The 17,324-nt window shown below is 57.6% G+C and carries 13 protein-coding genes and 1 pseudogene; 2 read left to right on the forward strand and 12 right to left on the reverse strand.

Annotation, left to right across the window (positions count from 1 at the left end; genetic code table 11):
- The first annotated feature begins 13 nt into the window (after nt 1–13).
- Nucleotides 14–1,147 (forward strand): DUF2235 domain-containing protein, encoded by a 1,134-nt coding sequence (locus tag P6U25_RS27240; protein ID WP_407147846.1) that lies wholly within the window; start codon nt 14–16, stop codon nt 1,145–1,147.
- Nucleotides 1,148–1,264: 117 nt separating this feature from the next.
- Here the strand turns inward: P6U25_RS27240 and P6U25_RS27245 are convergent, their stop codons facing one another.
- From P6U25_RS27245 to P6U25_RS27265, 5 genes are all read right to left on the reverse strand, one after another.
- Nucleotides 1,265–1,768 carry a HEPN domain-containing protein gene (locus tag P6U25_RS27245; RefSeq protein WP_407152623.1) on the reverse strand — a complete coding sequence of 168 codons (504 nt, stop codon included), beginning with the start codon at nt 1,766–1,768 and terminating at the stop codon, nt 1,265–1,267.
- Nucleotides 1,769–1,852: 84 nt separating this feature from the next.
- Nucleotides 1,853–2,275: a nucleotidyltransferase domain-containing protein gene (locus tag P6U25_RS27250; RefSeq protein ID WP_407147847.1), complete on the reverse strand. Its 423-nt coding sequence runs from the start codon at nt 2,273–2,275 to the stop codon at nt 1,853–1,855.
- Between the two features lie 264 nt (nt 2,276–2,539).
- On the reverse strand, nt 2,540–3,763 hold the full coding sequence (locus P6U25_RS27255; RefSeq protein ID WP_407147848.1) for a hypothetical protein: 1,224 nt from the start codon (nt 3,761–3,763) through the stop codon (nt 2,540–2,542).
- Between the two features lie 15 nt (nt 3,764–3,778).
- Nucleotides 3,779–4,210 carry a hypothetical protein gene (locus P6U25_RS27260; protein WP_407147849.1) on the reverse strand — a complete coding sequence of 144 codons (432 nt, stop codon included), beginning with the start codon at nt 4,208–4,210 and terminating at the stop codon, nt 3,779–3,781.
- Nucleotides 4,211–4,507: 297 nt separating this feature from the next.
- Nucleotides 4,508–6,526, reverse strand: a complete 2,019-nt coding sequence (locus P6U25_RS27265; protein ID WP_407147850.1) for a Druantia anti-phage system protein DruA — start codon at nt 6,524–6,526, stop codon at nt 4,508–4,510.
- On the opposite strand from P6U25_RS27265, the gene P6U25_RS27270 reads away from it, so the two are divergent.
- The gene (locus P6U25_RS27270) at nt 6,517–7,032 is read left to right on the forward strand and encodes a sigma factor (RefSeq protein WP_407147851.1); all 516 of its coding nucleotides are present in this window, start codon (nt 6,517–6,519) and stop codon (nt 7,030–7,032) included. The two genes, P6U25_RS27265 and P6U25_RS27270, sit on opposite strands and share 10 nt — an antisense overlap.
- Nucleotides 7,033–7,992: 960 nt before the next feature.
- On the opposite strand, the pseudogene rplC reads toward P6U25_RS27270, so the two are convergent.
- The 7 genes and pseudogenes from rplC to P6U25_RS27305 all read right to left on the reverse strand — a co-directional run.
- Nucleotides 7,993–8,709: pseudogene (gene rplC / locus P6U25_RS27275) on the reverse strand (50S ribosomal protein L3); the annotation flags it as partial.
- A complete protein-coding gene (locus tag P6U25_RS27280) occupies nt 8,702–9,013 on the reverse strand; it encodes a CHAT domain-containing protein (protein ID WP_407147852.1) in 312 nt (103 codons plus the stop codon). The pseudogene rplC and the gene P6U25_RS27280, both read right to left, overlap by 8 nt.
- Complete coding sequence (locus P6U25_RS27285; protein ID WP_407147853.1) at nt 8,997–9,872, reverse strand: hypothetical protein; 876 nt, start codon at nt 9,870–9,872, stop codon at nt 8,997–8,999. The genes P6U25_RS27280 and P6U25_RS27285 overlap by 17 nt, the downstream gene beginning before the upstream one ends.
- Complete coding sequence (locus P6U25_RS27290) at nt 9,869–11,140, reverse strand: hypothetical protein (RefSeq protein ID WP_407147854.1); 1,272 nt, start codon at nt 11,138–11,140, stop codon at nt 9,869–9,871. Before P6U25_RS27290 ends, P6U25_RS27285 begins: the two co-directional genes overlap by 4 nt.
- Complete coding sequence (locus P6U25_RS27295) at nt 11,141–12,091, reverse strand: DNA/RNA non-specific endonuclease (RefSeq protein ID WP_407147855.1); 951 nt, start codon at nt 12,089–12,091, stop codon at nt 11,141–11,143.
- On the reverse strand, nt 12,088–15,303 hold the full coding sequence (locus tag P6U25_RS27300; protein ID WP_407147856.1) for an ATP-binding protein: 3,216 nt from the start codon (nt 15,301–15,303) through the stop codon (nt 12,088–12,090). Before P6U25_RS27300 ends, P6U25_RS27295 begins: the two co-directional genes overlap by 4 nt.
- Nucleotides 15,300–17,321 (reverse strand): trypsin-like serine peptidase, encoded by a 2,022-nt coding sequence (locus P6U25_RS27305; protein WP_407147857.1) that lies wholly within the window; start codon nt 17,319–17,321, stop codon nt 15,300–15,302. Before P6U25_RS27305 ends, P6U25_RS27300 begins: the two co-directional genes overlap by 4 nt.
- Between the last annotated feature and the right edge of the window lie 3 nt (nt 17,322–17,324).

Genomic DNA, 17,324 nt, shown 5'->3' on the forward strand with positions numbered 1-17,324 from the left:
TATCGGGGGTCTCATGAAGCGTCTCGCGATCTTTCTCGACGGTACTTGGAACACACTGAACAACAACACGAACGTCTGGAGGCTGAAGTCCCTGACCGCCGAGACCGTCGACCAGCGCGTCTACTATTCGCAGGGGGTTGGCACCCGGCGCGGCGAATCGGCGCGAGGCGGCGTCACCGGGTGGGGCATCGATGACGAGATTATCGAAGCCTACACGTGGCTGATCCAGAATTTCGACGACGGCGACGAGATCTTTATCTTCGGTTTCAGCCGAGGCGCGTATACCGCGCGCAGCCTGTCGGGCCTGATCTGCAAGTGCGGTGTCCTCAGGCTCGGCGCGCCGCTGTCCATCGAGCAGCTCTACGCGCGGTATCGCATCTACGATGCCCCGACGATCAGATCGCTGCTGGGCAAGCCGCTGCCGGACGGTGCCTCGCTCGAGGAGCGCTGGCTGACGGCCTATTCGCGGCCCACCAAGGTCAAGTTCGTCGGCGTGTGGGACACCGTCGGTTCGCTTGGCCTTCCTGTGTGGAGCATGGCGGCCAAGGTCCGCAAATATCGGTTTCTCAACACGCATCTGCGGCTCGACAACGAGTACGCCTTCCACGCGCTGGCGCTGGACGAACACCGGAAGAATTTCGAACCCACGTTCTGGACCAGGACGGATAGGGTCGGGCACGAAGGAGCCGCCGAACGGCAGATCGACAAGGTCGAGCAGCGTTGGTTCGTCGGCGCGCATGCCAACGTCGGCGGCGGTTACGCGAGCGACCCCTTGGCGCAGCGACCGCTGAAGTGGCTGATGGAAAAGGCGGTCGGTTTGGGGCTGGTCTTCCGCAACGAAGTCTCGCTCGACGTCTCGCAGGTCGCGCCGCCCGTCACGGATTCCTACCGCGAGTTCGCTTGGGGCCTCTATCGCTTCGTCTCGCGACCGTTCTACCGGCCCGTCGGCTTGCCGCCGGAGAAAGGAACGCAGGCCACGACCTCGCGCATCAACGAGACCGTTGACGGCTCGGTCTTCGACCGCTGGCGTGCCGATGGGTCGTACCGCCCCGAGAACCTAGCTTCGTGGGCAAAGGCGAAGGGCGTCGATCCCGCGAAGCTCGTTGGCGCCGTCATGACCACCGATCTCAAGGTCGTCGCCGGTTGACCGACGCCTAGGCTATCGAGCCGGACTAGCGCGCGAGGCATCCTCACTGCTGCCGACGCGCGTCGACGATGCGCAGCAGATGGCTTGCGAGCATAACCTGCTCTCGCAGCCGAGTCACTAAGGTTGACCGTCCGATGAGAATGAGGGTTCTTGTACGATCCGATCGCGCCTGCGAACAGGTGGGCCATCCGCCGACCACAAGGTACTCTCCGTCCCGTACAGCGCGAGTTCCTCGGCAAGTCCAGAGTGGATCACTTCGCCGCGCTTAGCAGCGAGCGCGCAGAAGGCGCTCGCGAGAGCGTGCCTGGCCGCCTCCTCTGACTTCGCCTCGACCAAGATCTCCGGAGGCGATTTCTTTACCAGCGGAGGATGCTTCTCGGCAGGCAGAAGACCGAGAGCCTTTTCGTACAGTTCCTCCGCAAATGCGATGAAGTCTTCCGCTTCCTCGGGCTCGACGCCAGCGTTCTCGTAGTCAGCGACCTGGCGGGCCCGCTGAGTTCGATTGATCATTTCGCCGTAGTGCTTGGGTAAGGCGCCGGTCTTCACAAACAGCCGGCTGAATGCGCCCAATGTCGGACCGTGGGATTTCGCGACGAAGTCGGGCTCCTTAGATATGATCAGAGCCCGAGCCGAATTAAATGCCGAGTAATACGCCGGCCGACGGCATCGTCAGGTGCGTCACCCTCCAAGAGAGCCCTGGCGGCCTTAGCTGAGTGGGATGCTTTGGCCAGCAGATCGCGGATCATTTGAAGCCTTGACGGCAACGCCTTCGCGCTTAATCGCGCGGATCAGTGCCGGATTAGTGTGCCGCTCAGGGTTTTCCCATTCGTCCAACGAAATCGGTGCCGTTTGAATATCCATACCGGTTTCGACGATGGCGTCGTTTGCCAAGTCAGCCAAGTGGTCACGGACCGCGCGACGATCGCGAAGGTCGCGCAGAACAACTGCAATGTCGATGTCACTGTCCGATCTGGCTTCGCCCCTTGAGCGACTGCCAAATAGGACGAGTTGTATCAGCCTCTCGCCGTAAGCGGCGCGGGCGGCATCTTCAAACAGATTGACGGCCCGACGAGCGACAGGCGACATGGCTTCGGGCGGATCTGCAGAATGGTTTATCCAGGCAGCCATGCTCACAGTATAGGGCTCTATGCTCCGGTTGTCTCCAAATCGGAGCATAATTAACCATAGCCATAAGGCTCATCGACCACCAGGCAATCGCCCAACAAATCTCGGATCGCTGCTACATGTCCCTCGCCGCGAACTGCCGCATTACACCCACCATGCTTCCGATTATGGACGAACATGAACCTCGGCAGGCCGCTCATGAGGCGCAGGCAAATGCAGTTGCGCTGGTTAGCACTACAAGGATTTATGACGCGCTAGACGCTTCGGCTACCACTTTGCGCTTATGCCGGCCATCGCCTGATCGATCTTTGCGCCCGTCTCCTCCAGGCGGCCTTTTTGGTAGTTCAATTTGACCGATAGGTGCCCGGAATCATCGATCGGAAACGCCATCGACGCGTTCAGATACTCATATTTCTGGTTCGTATCGAGATCGCGCAGCCACTCGTAAGTCACATTCAGAACGGCGCTCTGAAGCCAGTTTGGCAGAATGAGATCGCTGGCCTTCGGCTGAAGGGTTAGCGACAGAACCGGCCCTGCCCGCGAAACCGCGTTGTGCATGGAGAAGATTGGATCCATGGCGCCTCCGCTCAATCGCTCCGTGTGCTGAAAGCGCACAATAGGATCTGCTCGCGCTACCAGATACGGACCGACATCGAAAGGATAGGACAGCCTGTAGTTCCCCGAGACCGGTTGCCATTCCAATGTGGTCGACCATGAGTGCGGCGAGGTCTCGAAGTCAGTGTTGTATGCTCCCTTCACCCTGAAGTACTGAGCGGCGCCGAGCACGTTTGCCAACGCCAGTTCTTCCGTATTGCCAAACGACAATACGTCAGACTGCTTCGACTTCAGCGCGGCATTCGAATTCGAGAGCCAATTAAAGTTCATCCATGCGGACGACGAAATGCCAGCTACATAGGGCGTGCCCGCCACCGCCGGACGGTCTGTGTTGCGCCACGTATAAGCGCCACCGACCACACCCTTTGCAGCCCAACTCGTGTTCTTGATCACACCATCCCGAGACACGCTGAACGACGCCCCGGTGGCGGTGTTTAATGGCTTTGGCTCTTTGAACACGCCGACTTCTTCTGCGCTATCGCGCAAATAAAAGAGCCAGTTCGATGGGGGCGAGACTTGCGACGGCTGCGTCGGTCCGAATAATGGCTCGGCTGTGTCGCCCTTAGCGTCGACATGCACCTGCTTTCCCTGCTGATTAGCCACTTCGACGGCCACGTTCGCCTGGTCGATCATCGGTTGCAGGTCGCTCTCATAGCGAGCTAGTTCGGCTTGGCTCAGTCTACCATCGCAATTAACGTCATACTTTCGATAGATATCGCTCTGCTGATGCATGACAAATACGCGCACTTCGGACGGCCTGAGATTGCCATCCTTGTCTCCGTATCGACAGACATCTCCCTTGACGGCCAAAGCCGCGGTCGATGACAGCGCGATCGAAAGGAGTGCCAAGATTGCAGTCTTCCCGTGGAAAGGCATGACGGGCTCCTCTCGTTAGCTACGGCCCGACTTCCTCTTTTTCGCCTTCCTCGCCGCTGCTTTCGCGCGCTTGGTTGGCTTTTTCGGCGTTTCGATCGATGCCAGAACGGGCTTTGATGAACGCATCAAGGTCGTCAGGGGCGTAACCTCGACGCGGGCTTGTGGCGCGACAACATGATGAATGTGATTGGAAATGAGGCTAGCCAGTTGAGCGATCGTAGACACAAATCGCATGTCGTCCTGTATAAGAACGACACCGAGATGTACCATCCACTGCTCGGTTGACAGTTCGTCAGCGACTTCCGCCCAGGCTTCGGGAGTGTATCTGTATCGCTTTTTGACGTCGGTGCCGGGGAAGATCGGTGCGGTGTCCTGCGGGAATAATCCCTGAAAATAGTGGATCAGGTCGATTTGAATTTCACGGATTGAGACCGAAAAGAGTTGCATGGCAAAGCCTCCAGCACAAATGCAGCGAGGCGGAGAATGCAGATATTAGGGCGCCCCCGTCGCCGCAATTGGTCGACGGCCGGCAAAACATTGGCGCAATCAACTTTCAACTAATTCCCCGTCCCGGCGCCGATTGAAAATGCCAATGTCGACGACGTCAAGTTGTTTTTTGTTTGCCGGACTTAGACATTCATAATCAAGGCGCCCACCGGAGCGTCGTTTACAGCGGGGTCGGTTTGCACCGTTCAATCTCATCGGTACGGACAGCCAGCGTGCCGCCCTCAAATCCCGATCTCGTCACTCGATCCTAAATGAAAGCTGATCTTCGTCATTGCTCGGCAGGATAACCCGAGCTCCATGCCGGACAGGACGCACCAAATTGTGGGCGAGCAGCTTCTGTTCAACGTCGCCTCGTTGCATTCGGGCGGACGCCCAGCGCTCAAACCAATACTGTGCGATCCCAGAAGTGCCGGCCTCGGCTTCCTCAAGCGGAAACATGTAGTTTGGCGTTTCGTCGAGCCGCAGCAGATATTGTGAAGTATTCGTTGCGAGCTTGACGCCATAGACGACTTTTTCGATGCCGTGCTGAAGTAATTCGTCCGAACTGATGCCAAGCGCGTTCAGTCCATCGCGCAGTGACCGCAATTTGGGACTTGTCCCCTCGCCGAAGACATTGTTGACCCGGCGGCCGTTGGTCAAACTCGTCGTGAATTGTTCGATCGCAGCCTTGGTATCACGTCCGAATTGAAAGGTGCCGACGCAAGTCGTCCGGCTACGCTGGCCCGTGAGGTATTGATAACGAACCATCTGCCCGCGCGGACCACCGATGGTATCACAGGGATATGACGTTCGATCGTATTGGTTTGGGCGCTCGCCATAGAGGCTCGTCGTGCCGATGAAGACAAGGTTGGCAGAGCGCACGATCGCCCGGCCCGCCATCGAAGAAGCGATAACGCTTGGCGCGGACTGATACCGCCTTCTGTATTCGAGAACTACCTCCGGACTCGCCGCCAGCATGGCGACAAGTTTTCCCCCGAGGAGCACGTTATAGGGCGGGACGGCGCCACAGACCGTCAGGTCTGCAATCTCAGTGCCCACAGTCATCGAGCGGGCCAATCGAACGACCTTTGTAAATGCAGCGCGGCCGTTCCCAGACCCGAGCAAAGCCTCTAAACGTTTCGGCTTCGGTACACCGTCGAACGCATCTTGGATCGTGTTTCGTGTTTCGAGGAGGCTGGCGATCTCGCGCGCGCGTTTGAAGGTGAACAGAGGCGAGCGCGCGAATTTTAGCCACTCAGCGGCCGTAACGCGTATGGCGTCTCCTCCAGCCTTGTTGAGCCCAGCCTCAGATCGCGCATAATGCTCTTCCCGAGCTTTGGCAGCGAGCTTTTGAAGTTTCGCTATAGTCTTTTGCGGGACGTGCTTTGGAAGCTTGGCCGGGAGCAGGCCTTTCTCCAAAAGGTCCTGTCGAAAGATAGCCTTCAAGGCTTTGTCGATTGTACTGAGCGCCCAGTCGGCATACTCCGGACTGGGATCGGCCTTGCAGGCAGCGATGATATCCTCGCCAAGCCAGCCGATATAACGGTCACGCGCCTCTAGTTGCACGGCAGCGCTGCTGACTGCGCCAATGCCCATAACCGGATGATTGGGTGCGGCACCAACACGCACAAGGAACAGCATGCTGCGGCCAGGCACGCTTTCGTATGGATTACTCCATGTATGGCGAAAGTAGCGCCAAACGTCCTGGAGTTGTAGACCGGTGATGGGACAGACGGCCGTCGACGTAACAAACTGAAGGTATGGCCGAACGACCTCGCCGAGTGTCTTACCGGAAGAACCCGAGAGAGCGCCTGCGATTTCGAAATGCAGATGCCTTCCATCTCGCATGAGAGAAAAGATTGAGTGGCGCCCCGTACTCGTCAGCGTGCCGCGTTCCATCCGCTCAATGAAAGCGCGGGTGGCAGGCTGTCTCAATTGCGCATCACGAGCGGCGTGGTAGCGCCGGCGCTTATGTGTACGAACCTCTTCATCGTCGTCGAACGGACGATGGCCGAGAATCCGTTCGTCCCTGGCAACTCTGACACGCCAGCCCTGTTCGACCAGATCCGCAATCATAAGCCCCGAAGCGATCAAGGCCAGCTTGTCGGTCTTTTGCTTGTCTGCTTCGAAAAGGAATCGCGTGCGCGCGCTGAGCCGTACCGACTTGAGTTCGTCCCGGTCAGCACCAGTTACGGCAATGTCTTTGACAAAGTGCGCAAGAAGGCGCCTTGAGGTGGCCGTTGTGACCGCCTTTGGCGTGATGTCGAGTGCCGCCACGTCTGCGCGCCTCGATCCTGGCCATAACGCGCCGCCGCGCGCCCGATCTCGTCAGCGATCTCGAAGACGTCCTCGACGAAGCCTTCGTTTTGATGATGGAAGCACCTCGTCGCTTCGACCAGGCGCGCGGCTCTGCGTCGACCTTCATCACGTCGGTTTGCATTCCGGAAGCGATCCAGCGCGTCCGCGCCAAAATGGCTCGGCCAGGTACGACAACGCGTCGCCGCAAGCGGCCGAAGACGGTGGCGCAGATCACTTTTCCAATGCCGGATCCGAAGCCGGAGGCGGACACCGTTCCAGTTGCTGGGTACGGTTCGGAGGCTTCAATCGAGGCGGCCTGTGACGCGCGCGCGCTGTACTGGCGGGCCAGCGCCCCCTTGCGATTGCTGATCTGTGGGCTGATGGACGGAAAGACTCAGATCGAAATCGCCGACGAACTTGCGACAGACCGCTTCAAGGTGGCTCGCATGATCAAATCCTTGCACGGCGCGCCTCGAGCGGCGTGACTCGCGCGACGACTTCATTTCCCGGCAAGCCTCAGAGGACGCTGCCGGGGGATGGGGCCTGGAAGGTGTCTGATGCCCCGCGATTCGCGGTGCGAGAAGCGACCTTCGACAGAAACGAAGTTATCGAACGGTCGTTAATTTGGTGCTGTGACCTTCACGCTCGAGGATCAGACGAACCGGCACGCTCAACGTGTTGAGAGCCCGACCGTCGATGTCGAAATCGACAAAAATCTCCTCATCGTTCCCGGTCGGCACGGACACCTGCGTTTCGGCTCGAACGGTGGTGTCGGCATCGCCGGCCGTATTTTCGATAATCGCATTGACGGTGCCGCTGGTATCGGTGACGGTCACCGTCAACTTCGAACCGCTCTTCAGTGACTCTTTGGTGCCGGTCAATGCCGCGCGGCCGGCGAGCGTCACAGGTAGTTCGCGCGACACGCGGGCCACAAGTTTGAGACGTGTTTCATCGGTGGTTTGATTGACGACGTCGAGCGAAAGGCTCGTTAGCAACTCGACTTCACGCGCTTGAAAATAGTGCTCGAGTACGTCGCGAATATACTTCTCTCGCTTCTCTCCGACTTGATCGCTTGGAGGGATCTTGTCCCCTTCGAGTTGATGCTTGGGGTCTTCAAGCGCCGCAATCGCATACGCGGCCGCCCATCTCACGGATTTCTCGTCGTCGAACAGCGCGTCGACAAACGCCTTCTGCATTGCCCGGACACGCTTGCGCACGGAGCGATCAGGAGCCTTCGCGCGGCGGGCGGCAAAAGCTTTCGCTAGCATGATTCCGATCGCCGCGAGCCTGCCAGCGGGATCTGCCTCCTCGAGGTCGACGAACGCCTGCATAAGTCCACGCTCCAACTCGCCGGCTGGATCCATCTTACCGAGGTTCTCGGTTAGGGCCACCGGCTTTCCGCGCTCCGGCAAAGATTCAACTGATTCGGTATTAACGTCGGGTGTCTGGAAGGCCCCCGGTAGAGGGGCTGCCTTCGGGCGCGGCTTTTTGACCGCATCCCGCACATTGACCCAGCCGTCGCGGCCCGGAACGGCGCCTCGAACATAGATAACCTCACGCGCCACATCCGTTCCTACGACTTCCAAATTCTGTATGGTCGCTTTTTCGTTTCCCATTTGCCCCGGCATCTTCTTGTTTTTGAAGGTTTTTCCGGGATCTTGACGCCCCCCCGTTGAACCGATGGAGCGGTGAGAAATCGACACACCATGGGTGGCCCGCAGCCCCCCAAAACCGTGCCGTTTCATTCCGCCTGCAAAGCCTTTGCCAACTGTGGTGCCCCGCACATCTACGTACTGCCCCACGACGAAGTGATCCGCAGTGATGACAGAGCCGATAGGAAGCAGGTGCTTGTTTGGCACGCGAAATTCGACCACTTCACGGGCGGGCAAGACTTTGGCGGCAGCGAAAATTCCCCGCTCGGCCCTCGTCAGGTTGGCAACCTTGATGTCGCCGGCGCCCAGTTGCAGAGCGGTGTATCCGTTCCTTTCTTCCGTCATGTGGCCAACGACGCGGCAGCCGGACAGGCAAAGAATGGTAACCGGGACCATATTCCCCTGCTCGTCGAATATCCTGGTCATGCCCATCTTGCGTGCAATCACACCCGTCCGACGCTCGTCCTGGCGGTGAGCAGGGCCGTTTTCCCGAAGTGCGGCCTCAGCCATGCGACACCTCGAGTTCAACATCAGGATCCAGATGATCCCAGACATCTCCGAACGCAGTCCAAAAGAGCGCCGTCGGATTCTGCTGCACCTGGAGAATTCTGCGACGCGCGAACAACAGTGCTGCCGCAACGCTTGCGCCCTGGGTAAGACGCAGGAACAGTTGTTCGGAAATTTGCTCCGAAACGATCGGATCAACCTTACCCATCGACGCAACAACGGCTGTCGCTCCGTTGTGATGCATCCGTTCTGCAAGGGACGCCGGTGACACCGCCTCGCAATAAGCTGAGTTATCGACGTCGAACATGACGACCACGCGATCCTGCCCGCGAAGCCTCAACGCAACAGAGTTCTGAAAAAGTCTGGTCGTACGCACTGCGTATTCTCATATCGATTTCATGCGGAATCGATGGAGCGCGAAACCAGCCACAACAAAACAAAAAGGCGTCTTTGATCCGAAATAAGAAGGCAGAAAGATCGAGCGGCCCGCTTGGCAAGGAGAGCGGATTAAGGACATCCGGGTTAGGATTGCTTCGCGACATGAACCAGGTGTGCGCAAGTGGTCGCGCAGGCGTGTATTTCTGGTCGTCGTAAATCGCGCCAAGCTCCATTTTCCAAATTGGAAGCGTCGCTGTGGCTTTCGGCGCGAAGTCGCCGGCACCAAATGAGGGCCTCGCTCCCGGCGATATCCGCGCCAGAAGATGTTTCTGTCCCAAAAATCCGATCGGGTTCACTGGCTGACCGACCGGATCCAGATAGACGAATTCCCAAGGCAAACGGAGTGGCGAATTGCGGATACTGACCGCGCCGTCAGGAGCGCCGTTTTCCTGCAAGTTCAGGAGCTTCTTGAATTCATCATGTCGAGAAGTCGGCACCAAGGCCGAGAATAACTCGTATCCCTTCTCGGCTATTGGCGTAAGAAGTGCGTCGCGCTGCGCCGCATTCAGTTGACTGAAACCCCTCTCTTCGAAGTGCGGGGCCATCGCGAGGTCGACGACCTCCTTAGCTAGTTGGGTGATGACGTCCAGCCGTTGAGGCGAATCGAAGGTCTTGCTCGGCTTCTGCCAAACGTCCACGATCACCTTGACGTTTTTTCGATAGACCCTGGTGCGGATACAGACGGGCCATCCGCCCGAACGCACGAACTGATTGATGTTCTTGGTCATGGGACTCTTGACAGATGACTGCGAATGACAATTGGCGACGAATAGGCCATGGCGAACTCGATATCGACGATGCCCGCCCCAGCTCGCGGCGTTTCAATATGGAATAGTGCTTCCTCGCCTATCGAGCGATCCAGCCGAGTTGGCGTTATCCGACAGCTTGAACTGAACACCCTCAGTTCGTAGCGACCTTCCTTAAGCCCTGCCTTACCTCCGACGCCGAGGCTGACTGCAATCTCAGCGTCGAGGCCCGTCGTCAGTTCGAACTCATAACGAGAAGGCCGCATTGCGCGTAAGCTTACGAAGGGTTTGACCCTTCGCGATGGCGCCCCCCTGATCCATTCGCAGACTTGCGCAGGCGGTATCGATTGAAGATCCAATTCTTCGCGGACAGTCGAATGAGGCTGCGAGCGGGGAAACTCAAGGTCGGCCATCGTGAGGCGCTGCGCGATAATCGGAAATACACGATAACCGGCTCGATAGGATGAGTGTGCCTTGTTGGACTGCGAAGCCAGACTGAAGAGATCCGGTTGGTCCGTATTGGTCGCACGGCCATGCCGCGGCCGCTGCGCCATCCGCCGCAATCCCGCGAAGCTCTTGGCCCAATTGTGGTAGGCGCTGCTTTTTTCGCTTCCGAGCGCGTCTATTCGCTCAAGTTCGAGAAGCGCCAGCAGAAGTGGATCAGCGTCATTTGCTAGCTCTGCAAGCGCTGCCCTGCTTCGCTCTTCCCGGACCTCTGGAAGGCCTTTCGTGGCGCTGTGCCGGAGAGACGCAATAAGCCGATGAAGACGCGTGCTCGACAATGCCGGATTACCGGAGATTATTCCGCTTTCGCCAAGAAAAATGCCGATCACGTCCCGTGACGGTTCACGGAGGATTGCTCCGCGCTCCTCCGCTAGCGCGTGAGACAATGACCGCATTGCGTGCGCGGGGTCGACTCCGACAGGGCCAAATGCTCGAAAGCCTGAAATGGTGGGGTCGTTCAACAAGATAAGGTCAGCCGGTCCGATGGCCGTCCGCCCGTCACTTCCATCAACAAAAGCGTGTTGACGCGAGCGCATCCGCTCAGCGATTAGCCCCGCCTGCCTGCCCTCACAGGCCATAAGCCAGACATGCGGAACGGAACGACGATAACCAAGGTCAATCGGCAGATCCAACTGCACCGTGCAGGGCTCCGAAGCGAATTCGTCGGCGAATCGTGGCACCGTTGCCGGCGCGATCGAAGGCGCTTGATGACGATCTCCACAACTTATTGGGGTGGATTTCAGCATCTATACCCTCACATCCCCCGGCACCCGCACCTCGCTCGATATCGAGGTCCGGCTTTTTGCCTCTTCATTCGAGAAACCGTCGTAATCAGCGAGATTTCCAAACGAGAGACTGGTGAGTTGCTCGATAGCGCGGACACTACGTTGGTAGGTCTTGAATGCACCGAAGACCGCCTCAAGATCCTTCAATTCCTGGATCTGATCGATAGTGTAGGCGGTCGAGGACGGTCGACCGCTATCAGACACGAAAGAGATCACCTTCCAGAACGCCGTCGGGATCTTGACCTCTCTGTATGTACGATCGCGGTCGCGAAAGATCGGTCCGCTGAACACGTTGACCTTCGCTTCCTGGACCCGAGCGTTTTTGAGGATGTAGTTTTCCAGGCTAAGCCAGGTCTGCTGGTTGAAATGCGCGGTCTGCGGCGTGCAGTTCGTGAAGTGAAACGTATCGTCGTTCGCGACTCCTGCGATCTCCTCGTCTCCCCAGTTCGGATCCTCCCTCCTCACGAGATGGCCACGGTCCAGAATATTGTCGACGTAAAGATCCTCCCCGATCTGCGCTTCGTCAGGGATTCTACCGTCAAGGAACCACTTGTCCGGCGGCTGTCGAACCACCTTGACCTGGTTAGCACCGTCGATGTTCACGCCAGCAAACATCGGCATGCGTCTGGATGCCGACATCACGACAGAGAAATGTTGGTAGTCGAGACGGTTACCTTCAACGCCGTCAATCTTCAGCACATCACGTTTGCGCAGGCCAAGTGGAACGGGAAGCGGCACGCCAAAGCCCAGGAAATCGTTGCTAAAGCCTTTGCGGCCGGCAAATCGCTCAGGCGGAGAACGCTTGGGCCGCCGGACTGCCTCTAGCGATCCATCGCCCCCCGGCAATGAGCCCGTTGGCAAAAGATACTCGAGATCGGCGAGCAATGGTCTCGTGGCCAAGTCGACATTCATTTCTGCTTCCTCCTTCCGCCCGGCACGGCGCCGACAACTCCATTCAACAGCAGTTCGTCGTAGAGCTCGAACAATCGCGCAACATTATGGACGCGTTCTAGCGCCGAACTTGAGTCCAGCGCCTCAAGCATCTTTCCCAGCAATCCGGAAACGTCCAAAACCTCAATGAGCCGCTGCAGAAGGAAATCGGCTTGTCTCGCTTTTTGCAATTCAATGATCAAACGCGCCGGCTCAAGTTCGACAGGCCAAATTGTGGCGCGAGACTGCATATATTCCAGAGCCGATTGGAAATTGTCAGGCTCGTATCTTGCTGCGTCAATCAACGCTGCGCGAGCAGGCGCATACAGTTCGTTCGTGCGTCCCCGCACAAGCCAACGCATCTCGCGATCGTCACCAGACAGCACAACCCGCGCAGCTTCGCGTCTGCTGACTACCTTTTCAAACTGCAGATAATTCACTTGCTTGCTTCGGCGAAGGCTCGCAAGTTCACGTGCGATTGCGGGATTGACCGGCACCGGAGGGCGACCGTCACGCTCGCCGCTATCTTTGCGTAAAATCTGACTGTAAGCCGCAGGAATATCGACCGTCTTGGGTACTATTGTCAGGCCGAGTGCCATTAAACGCATGACGTCTGGCTCTAGTCGCTCCCGCACGACGTCCAGCCTGCGTACGCGTCCTCGACTTGCCCATGTCTGCCCGCCGGTCGCGACGGTCGCCACTGCAGCCAGAATCAATCCACCGAAGCGACGCAATTCCCTCAGTTCGTCCAGCATCCAACTTGCGATGACGTCGTCAGAACGGTCAACGCCAAGGTTCGCCAGAGCCCACTTCCATATCCAATGCCCTGTGAGCCATCCGGGGGGCGAAGGATCAAGTTCATCGATCCCCTCGATATTCAGAAGCTTTGAACGCGCGAGGCGTTGGATTCCGAAAAAGTCAGCTTGATTGAACAAATCTCCCACGCGCGACTCGAGATCGCGATCCTGTAGTACGCTCCACAAGGATTTGCGTGTGGACGGCGTCGAACTGGCAATTTGCTCCTCATCATCGTACTGTTCCCTGGCTACGCGAACTCGTGAAGCGTGAACGACGCCTGACTTTGCCTTCCTTGCTCTTACGTCGCTCCTCACCTTCCTACGCTCGGGTTCAGGTAGAGCAGCCGCTTGATCTTCCGTGAGATTACCCTGGACCAAGAGGGAAGCGGCCACAATCGGCATAGCATGCGCGTCTTCACCAGCAAGACGTCCAACAGCCAGGCGGAGTGCATCGTCGTTCTCAAGCATCTCCGTTTGTCCCAGAAACGCGCGGTAGTAAGCTTCGTTCTGTCGATTTTTAGGGTTGTTGGGGTCCTGCCTTGAAAACCAATCAGCAGCGCGCGCATGAACTTCTGCGACGATTTCCCTCAGAGGGCGGCCATCCCCCTCGCCCTCTCGGGTCTCGTCTCCGCGAAGCATGGGCAGCATAATCCTGCGCAGGTTCTTGACGTGCGCCACTTCTTCCGGCCCGACATACTCGACGAGCCACACTTCCCTCGCCAACGCCAAGAAGAAATCCTTCGCCTGTTCTTGGCTGATACGCCCGAGGCCACAAGGCTCAGCTAATACTTCTCGGATAAGCGCCGGCGTAACACTGCGCAGGGCCAGCCCCGGATGCGCCAAACTCCGTATCTCGTTTGCCTTCACCTCTCTTTCGCCGACGCCGTCGACGGCAATCTTGTGATCTCTAATGCGATCGATGAAGCGGGAATAAAGCACAGAGATCGCCGACTTTGACCCATAGAATTCCGGCCCTCCAAAGTCCGCGATCAAATCATCAATCTCTTCACCCGAGCGACCGCGTACATAGAGGATCAGGATCAAAAGAAGGAGCGGAAACCACTCGACCTCATCAATCTCAGTTATTTTTCTGATCCGCCGATTAGACAAGATCCTGGCATCGTCGCGGCGGTTCTGAAGGAATTCGGCGGCCTCACTCGGAGAGAACCCCCCGATCTCGATGTTGGCTCCGAACCACGCGGCGAGCCGATCCTTTTCGTCCGGAAATGGCGCCGCTCGGCCAGCCACAATTGCCCGGACGCTCGCGAACGGTGGCTGACCATTTGACCCAGCCAGCGACTTTATCGAATCGATCCAACTGAGGAGCAGCCCGAACGGGGTGAGTTCGAGCATTTCGTCATGCTCGCCAACTGTGACACCCTCTGGTCGCCGCATATCACACTGAACCAGAACCTCTTCAAAGGTATCGACGACGATGACGAGATGATAAGGTTTCCTTCTCTCGGATATTATCTTCGTCAGACCGAGCATTGCATTCCCGACAGCTTTAATTTCGCCGTCTGGGCCGCGGGCTTCCCGAGCCATTTCGCGACGCAGTGTATCCATCTGAGCGTCAAGTTCGGCGCGCGCCCGACCGATCTGACGCGTAAGTTCGGCGGTCCACTCCCGCTCAAGACCCAGCGAAAGATTGGGTTCGTCGAAATCTAGGAGAACCGTGATCGGACCGCTCCAATCATCCTTACGGAGAGACTTGACGGTCTCCGCAATGAGGGCCGACTTCCCGCTGCCTCCGATGCCTGTAACAAGTACTGGTCTCAACCAGGGCAGTTTGCCGGGATCCGTCACCGGCTCCTTGAGCTTGGTGAGCGGCTTAACAATCTCGCCCTCCAGCGCGTACTTTCGCAGAGCGGCAAGCTCCGCCCTTCGACCTACCAATTTTGGTGCCACATGATCGAGGCGCTTCTTCTCATCTATGCGACCGAGTACCCATCTTGGGTCATCGCTCCCAGCCGGACTTTGCTTACCAGTGGCGTGGTTGACGAAATCCTGCGCGACAGCGATCTCAAGCAATTCAGGAGGATCGATCTTCTCGTAACTCGCCGAAGGTTGATCCTTGAGCAGCCTGATCAGATGCTGCGCGAAACGATCGCCTGGAAGCGGCTTGGCGTTCTTCAGCAATTGACGAAAGTCACCCCTCGCTATTGCGCGAGGCAACTCTCGGTGCCTTGCATGCGCCGATAGGCGCCATAGCGTCTTTGTCCCAACGATCACTTCATCGATATCATTGGCAAGCGCATTCAGAACACTCTCTTCCGCCTTCTCGTCCAGGTCCCTATCCAGAAGATCAAACGGATCAAATGCGCCAATGATCGCCGCTCGTGCCCTGACGAGATCGATACGCTCTTGTGCCTGGGAAGGTTCATCTCGAGAACTCATACGGTAGTCCTCCGAGGAAACGAGGGCTCGAAGAATTCGTTGATAACGCGGCCGACCGTGACACTACGCGCGGGCTTCTCGTCGCGCTCGGCGATCGCCACAGCAATGTTGGCGAAACTGGTCAAAGCGTCATCTGAGATTGGGATTCCCTCCAGCCTTTTGGCGACCCAGTTCTTGATGTCCAGTTTGCCGAGATGGTCCTTCAGTTCGTCAACTTTTTTGGGCCCGACCTTCTGAAGGGCGGGCATATCCGGGTCGGAGAGCCCAATAAGAACCAATCGCAGGTTTTGCCGTGCCGCAATTTCCGGATAAAGCGCGTCAAAAAACGAACGCGTCGAGCCCTCCGTCAGGGGATGCTTATCCAACTCATCGATCACAACCCACAGTTTTTGACGGGTCGCGATCTGGTCGAGGATATCACCGACTTTGGCGGCAAGTTTCTTGATCCTATCATTGAGATCCGTTGATTGACTGTCTTCGCCAAGCTGCTTCTCTGTCGGAAGTTTTGCTGAGAGGCCAGGAGAAATAGCCTCGAGGAGCGAGGCAGCGGTATGGTAAGCACTCTCTTTGATACTCTCGGCGCCCACGCGCGCGACCCGATCGACCGCAAAGTTGAGAGAATCCATCAAAATTTCGGTCGAGAATGTTTTTCCGATTTGTGAAGGCGGCTTGTTCTGAAAGTCATATCCAATCTGGACGACGAGTATCTTGCTGACTCCGGCACGAGCGGATGCTACAGCTTCTTGCAGCTTGACACGCCCTATGAGCGCTCGGCCGTTCGATAAGTGGCAGCGACTCGACTTGAAATCACCTATGCGAGCCCTGATAGCGTCGCCCGCGCGAGCGACGATGACCGAGAGCGGGATTGCAACGTTAATTTTGCTTTCGCGCGCAGTCTCCCCGTTAGTCACGATTATTTCGAGACCCGCCTGGTGTATGGCCACAGGCTCCATTTCGTAGTTGAGACAGAGTCCTCCGGATGAGCCGGAGATTGTGCTGGCGTCGTGAAGAACGCGGCATGAACTGCCGGCGACAGCCGCGAAATCTACCGTGGCCGTCTCGGAGACGTCGAAGGTACCCACTGTCATTCGCATCGGAAAATTGCCCGGATGCTGAAGAACAACGACGCTGCCAATTGGCTTTTCGACTTCTTTCGAAGTGATGTCGTAGTAGAGCCGATCCAGGCCCGCATAGGCATCAAGTTCGATAACAGCGAAATCTAGATATTGGTCCAGATCCTGTTGCTCGGTCGGCCAGGCGAGCCGCCTATGTTCGTCTTTATCTATCTCGTGCTCTGGAGCCGCCGCACGACTCCCGGCGACGAGCCAATTGTCGGTGACGCCGCACGATGCATCCTCGCCGTTTGTCGCCGCACGCGAGAGGAAATCAAACTCGACTCGCAATTTGCTACGTGATCCGTCCTTCTCCTTGCCAGGGTGATCGAGCCTCGGATCTCCAGGAACCTGACATAACAAGGACTGGACGACGTGCCAGCAGGTTAGGACCAGCCTCGGCCCAATCAGGAAGCCGGTCCCCGCCTCATCATCGCCGACGCGGATCTTGCAAGTATTCCGCTGAGCTCGCATGAGCCCACACATCACCTGATCGGGCTTTTGAAATTTCTTATCGGACATCACCTTCTGGTAGGTGGCCTCGATCATTCTGCGACTGGTTAGATCCCGCGCCGCAAGTGCTGGAATAATTGCCTTGGCCGGAATCTCCTTGTTCTTGCGCTTTTCCGGCGCTTGCAAAAGTTGGTCGCCGCTCGTCTCAATGAGCATTCCGAGGAAGCCGCGCTTCTGCGCCTCTTCAAACGCAGCCTCGTAGTCGGCGGCGTCCTGTTGAGGACCTGCGGGTAACGGCCGGCCTTTTTGGCGGCGCTGGGCCAGTGGATAAAAGAGCAATGCGCCGCTGTGTTCAGCAACCTGGTCGTAACATTGCTTGAAAACGGCTCGCGTTGCCTTGACTCTCGCCGCGAGTTCGGCCGGTTTGACGGAAATCTCAGGTGACTTCGTCATTCG

It is taken from the genome of Bradyrhizobium sp. ORS 86 (genome assembly GCF_045571475.1).
Classification (GTDB): Bacteria; Pseudomonadota; Alphaproteobacteria; order Rhizobiales; family Xanthobacteraceae; genus Bradyrhizobium.

What these genes read in the sequence shown, in the direction of transcription:
- P6U25_RS27240 (WP_407147846.1), top strand. Translation starts at nt 14, where the DNA reads ATGAAGCGTCTCGCGATCTTTCTCGACGGTACTTGGAACACACTGAAC.
- P6U25_RS27250 (WP_407147847.1), bottom strand. Translation starts at nt 2,275, where the DNA reads ATGGCTGCCTGGATAAACCATTCTGCAGATCCGCCCGAAGCCATGTCG.
- P6U25_RS27255 (WP_407147848.1), bottom strand. Translation starts at nt 3,763, where the DNA reads ATGCCTTTCCACGGGAAGACTGCAATCTTGGCACTCCTTTCGATCGCG.
- P6U25_RS27260 (WP_407147849.1), bottom strand. Translation starts at nt 4,210, where the DNA reads ATGCAACTCTTTTCGGTCTCAATCCGTGAAATTCAAATCGACCTGATC.
- P6U25_RS27280 (WP_407147852.1), bottom strand. Translation starts at nt 9,013, where the DNA reads ATGTTCGACGTCGATAACTCAGCTTATTGCGAGGCGGTGTCACCGGCG.
- P6U25_RS27285 (WP_407147853.1), bottom strand. Translation starts at nt 9,872, where the DNA reads ATGACCAAGAACATCAATCAGTTCGTGCGTTCGGGCGGATGGCCCGTC.
- P6U25_RS27290 (WP_407147854.1), bottom strand. Translation starts at nt 11,140, where the DNA reads ATGCTGAAATCCACCCCAATAAGTTGTGGAGATCGTCATCAAGCGCCT.
- P6U25_RS27295 (WP_407147855.1), bottom strand. Translation starts at nt 12,091, where the DNA reads ATGAATGTCGACTTGGCCACGAGACCATTGCTCGCCGATCTCGAGTAT.
- P6U25_RS27300 (WP_407147856.1), bottom strand. Translation starts at nt 15,303, where the DNA reads ATGAGTTCTCGAGATGAACCTTCCCAGGCACAAGAGCGTATCGATCTC.
- P6U25_RS27305 (WP_407147857.1), bottom strand. Translation starts at nt 17,321, where the DNA reads ATGACGAAGTCACCTGAGATTTCCGTCAAACCGGCCGAACTCGCGGCG.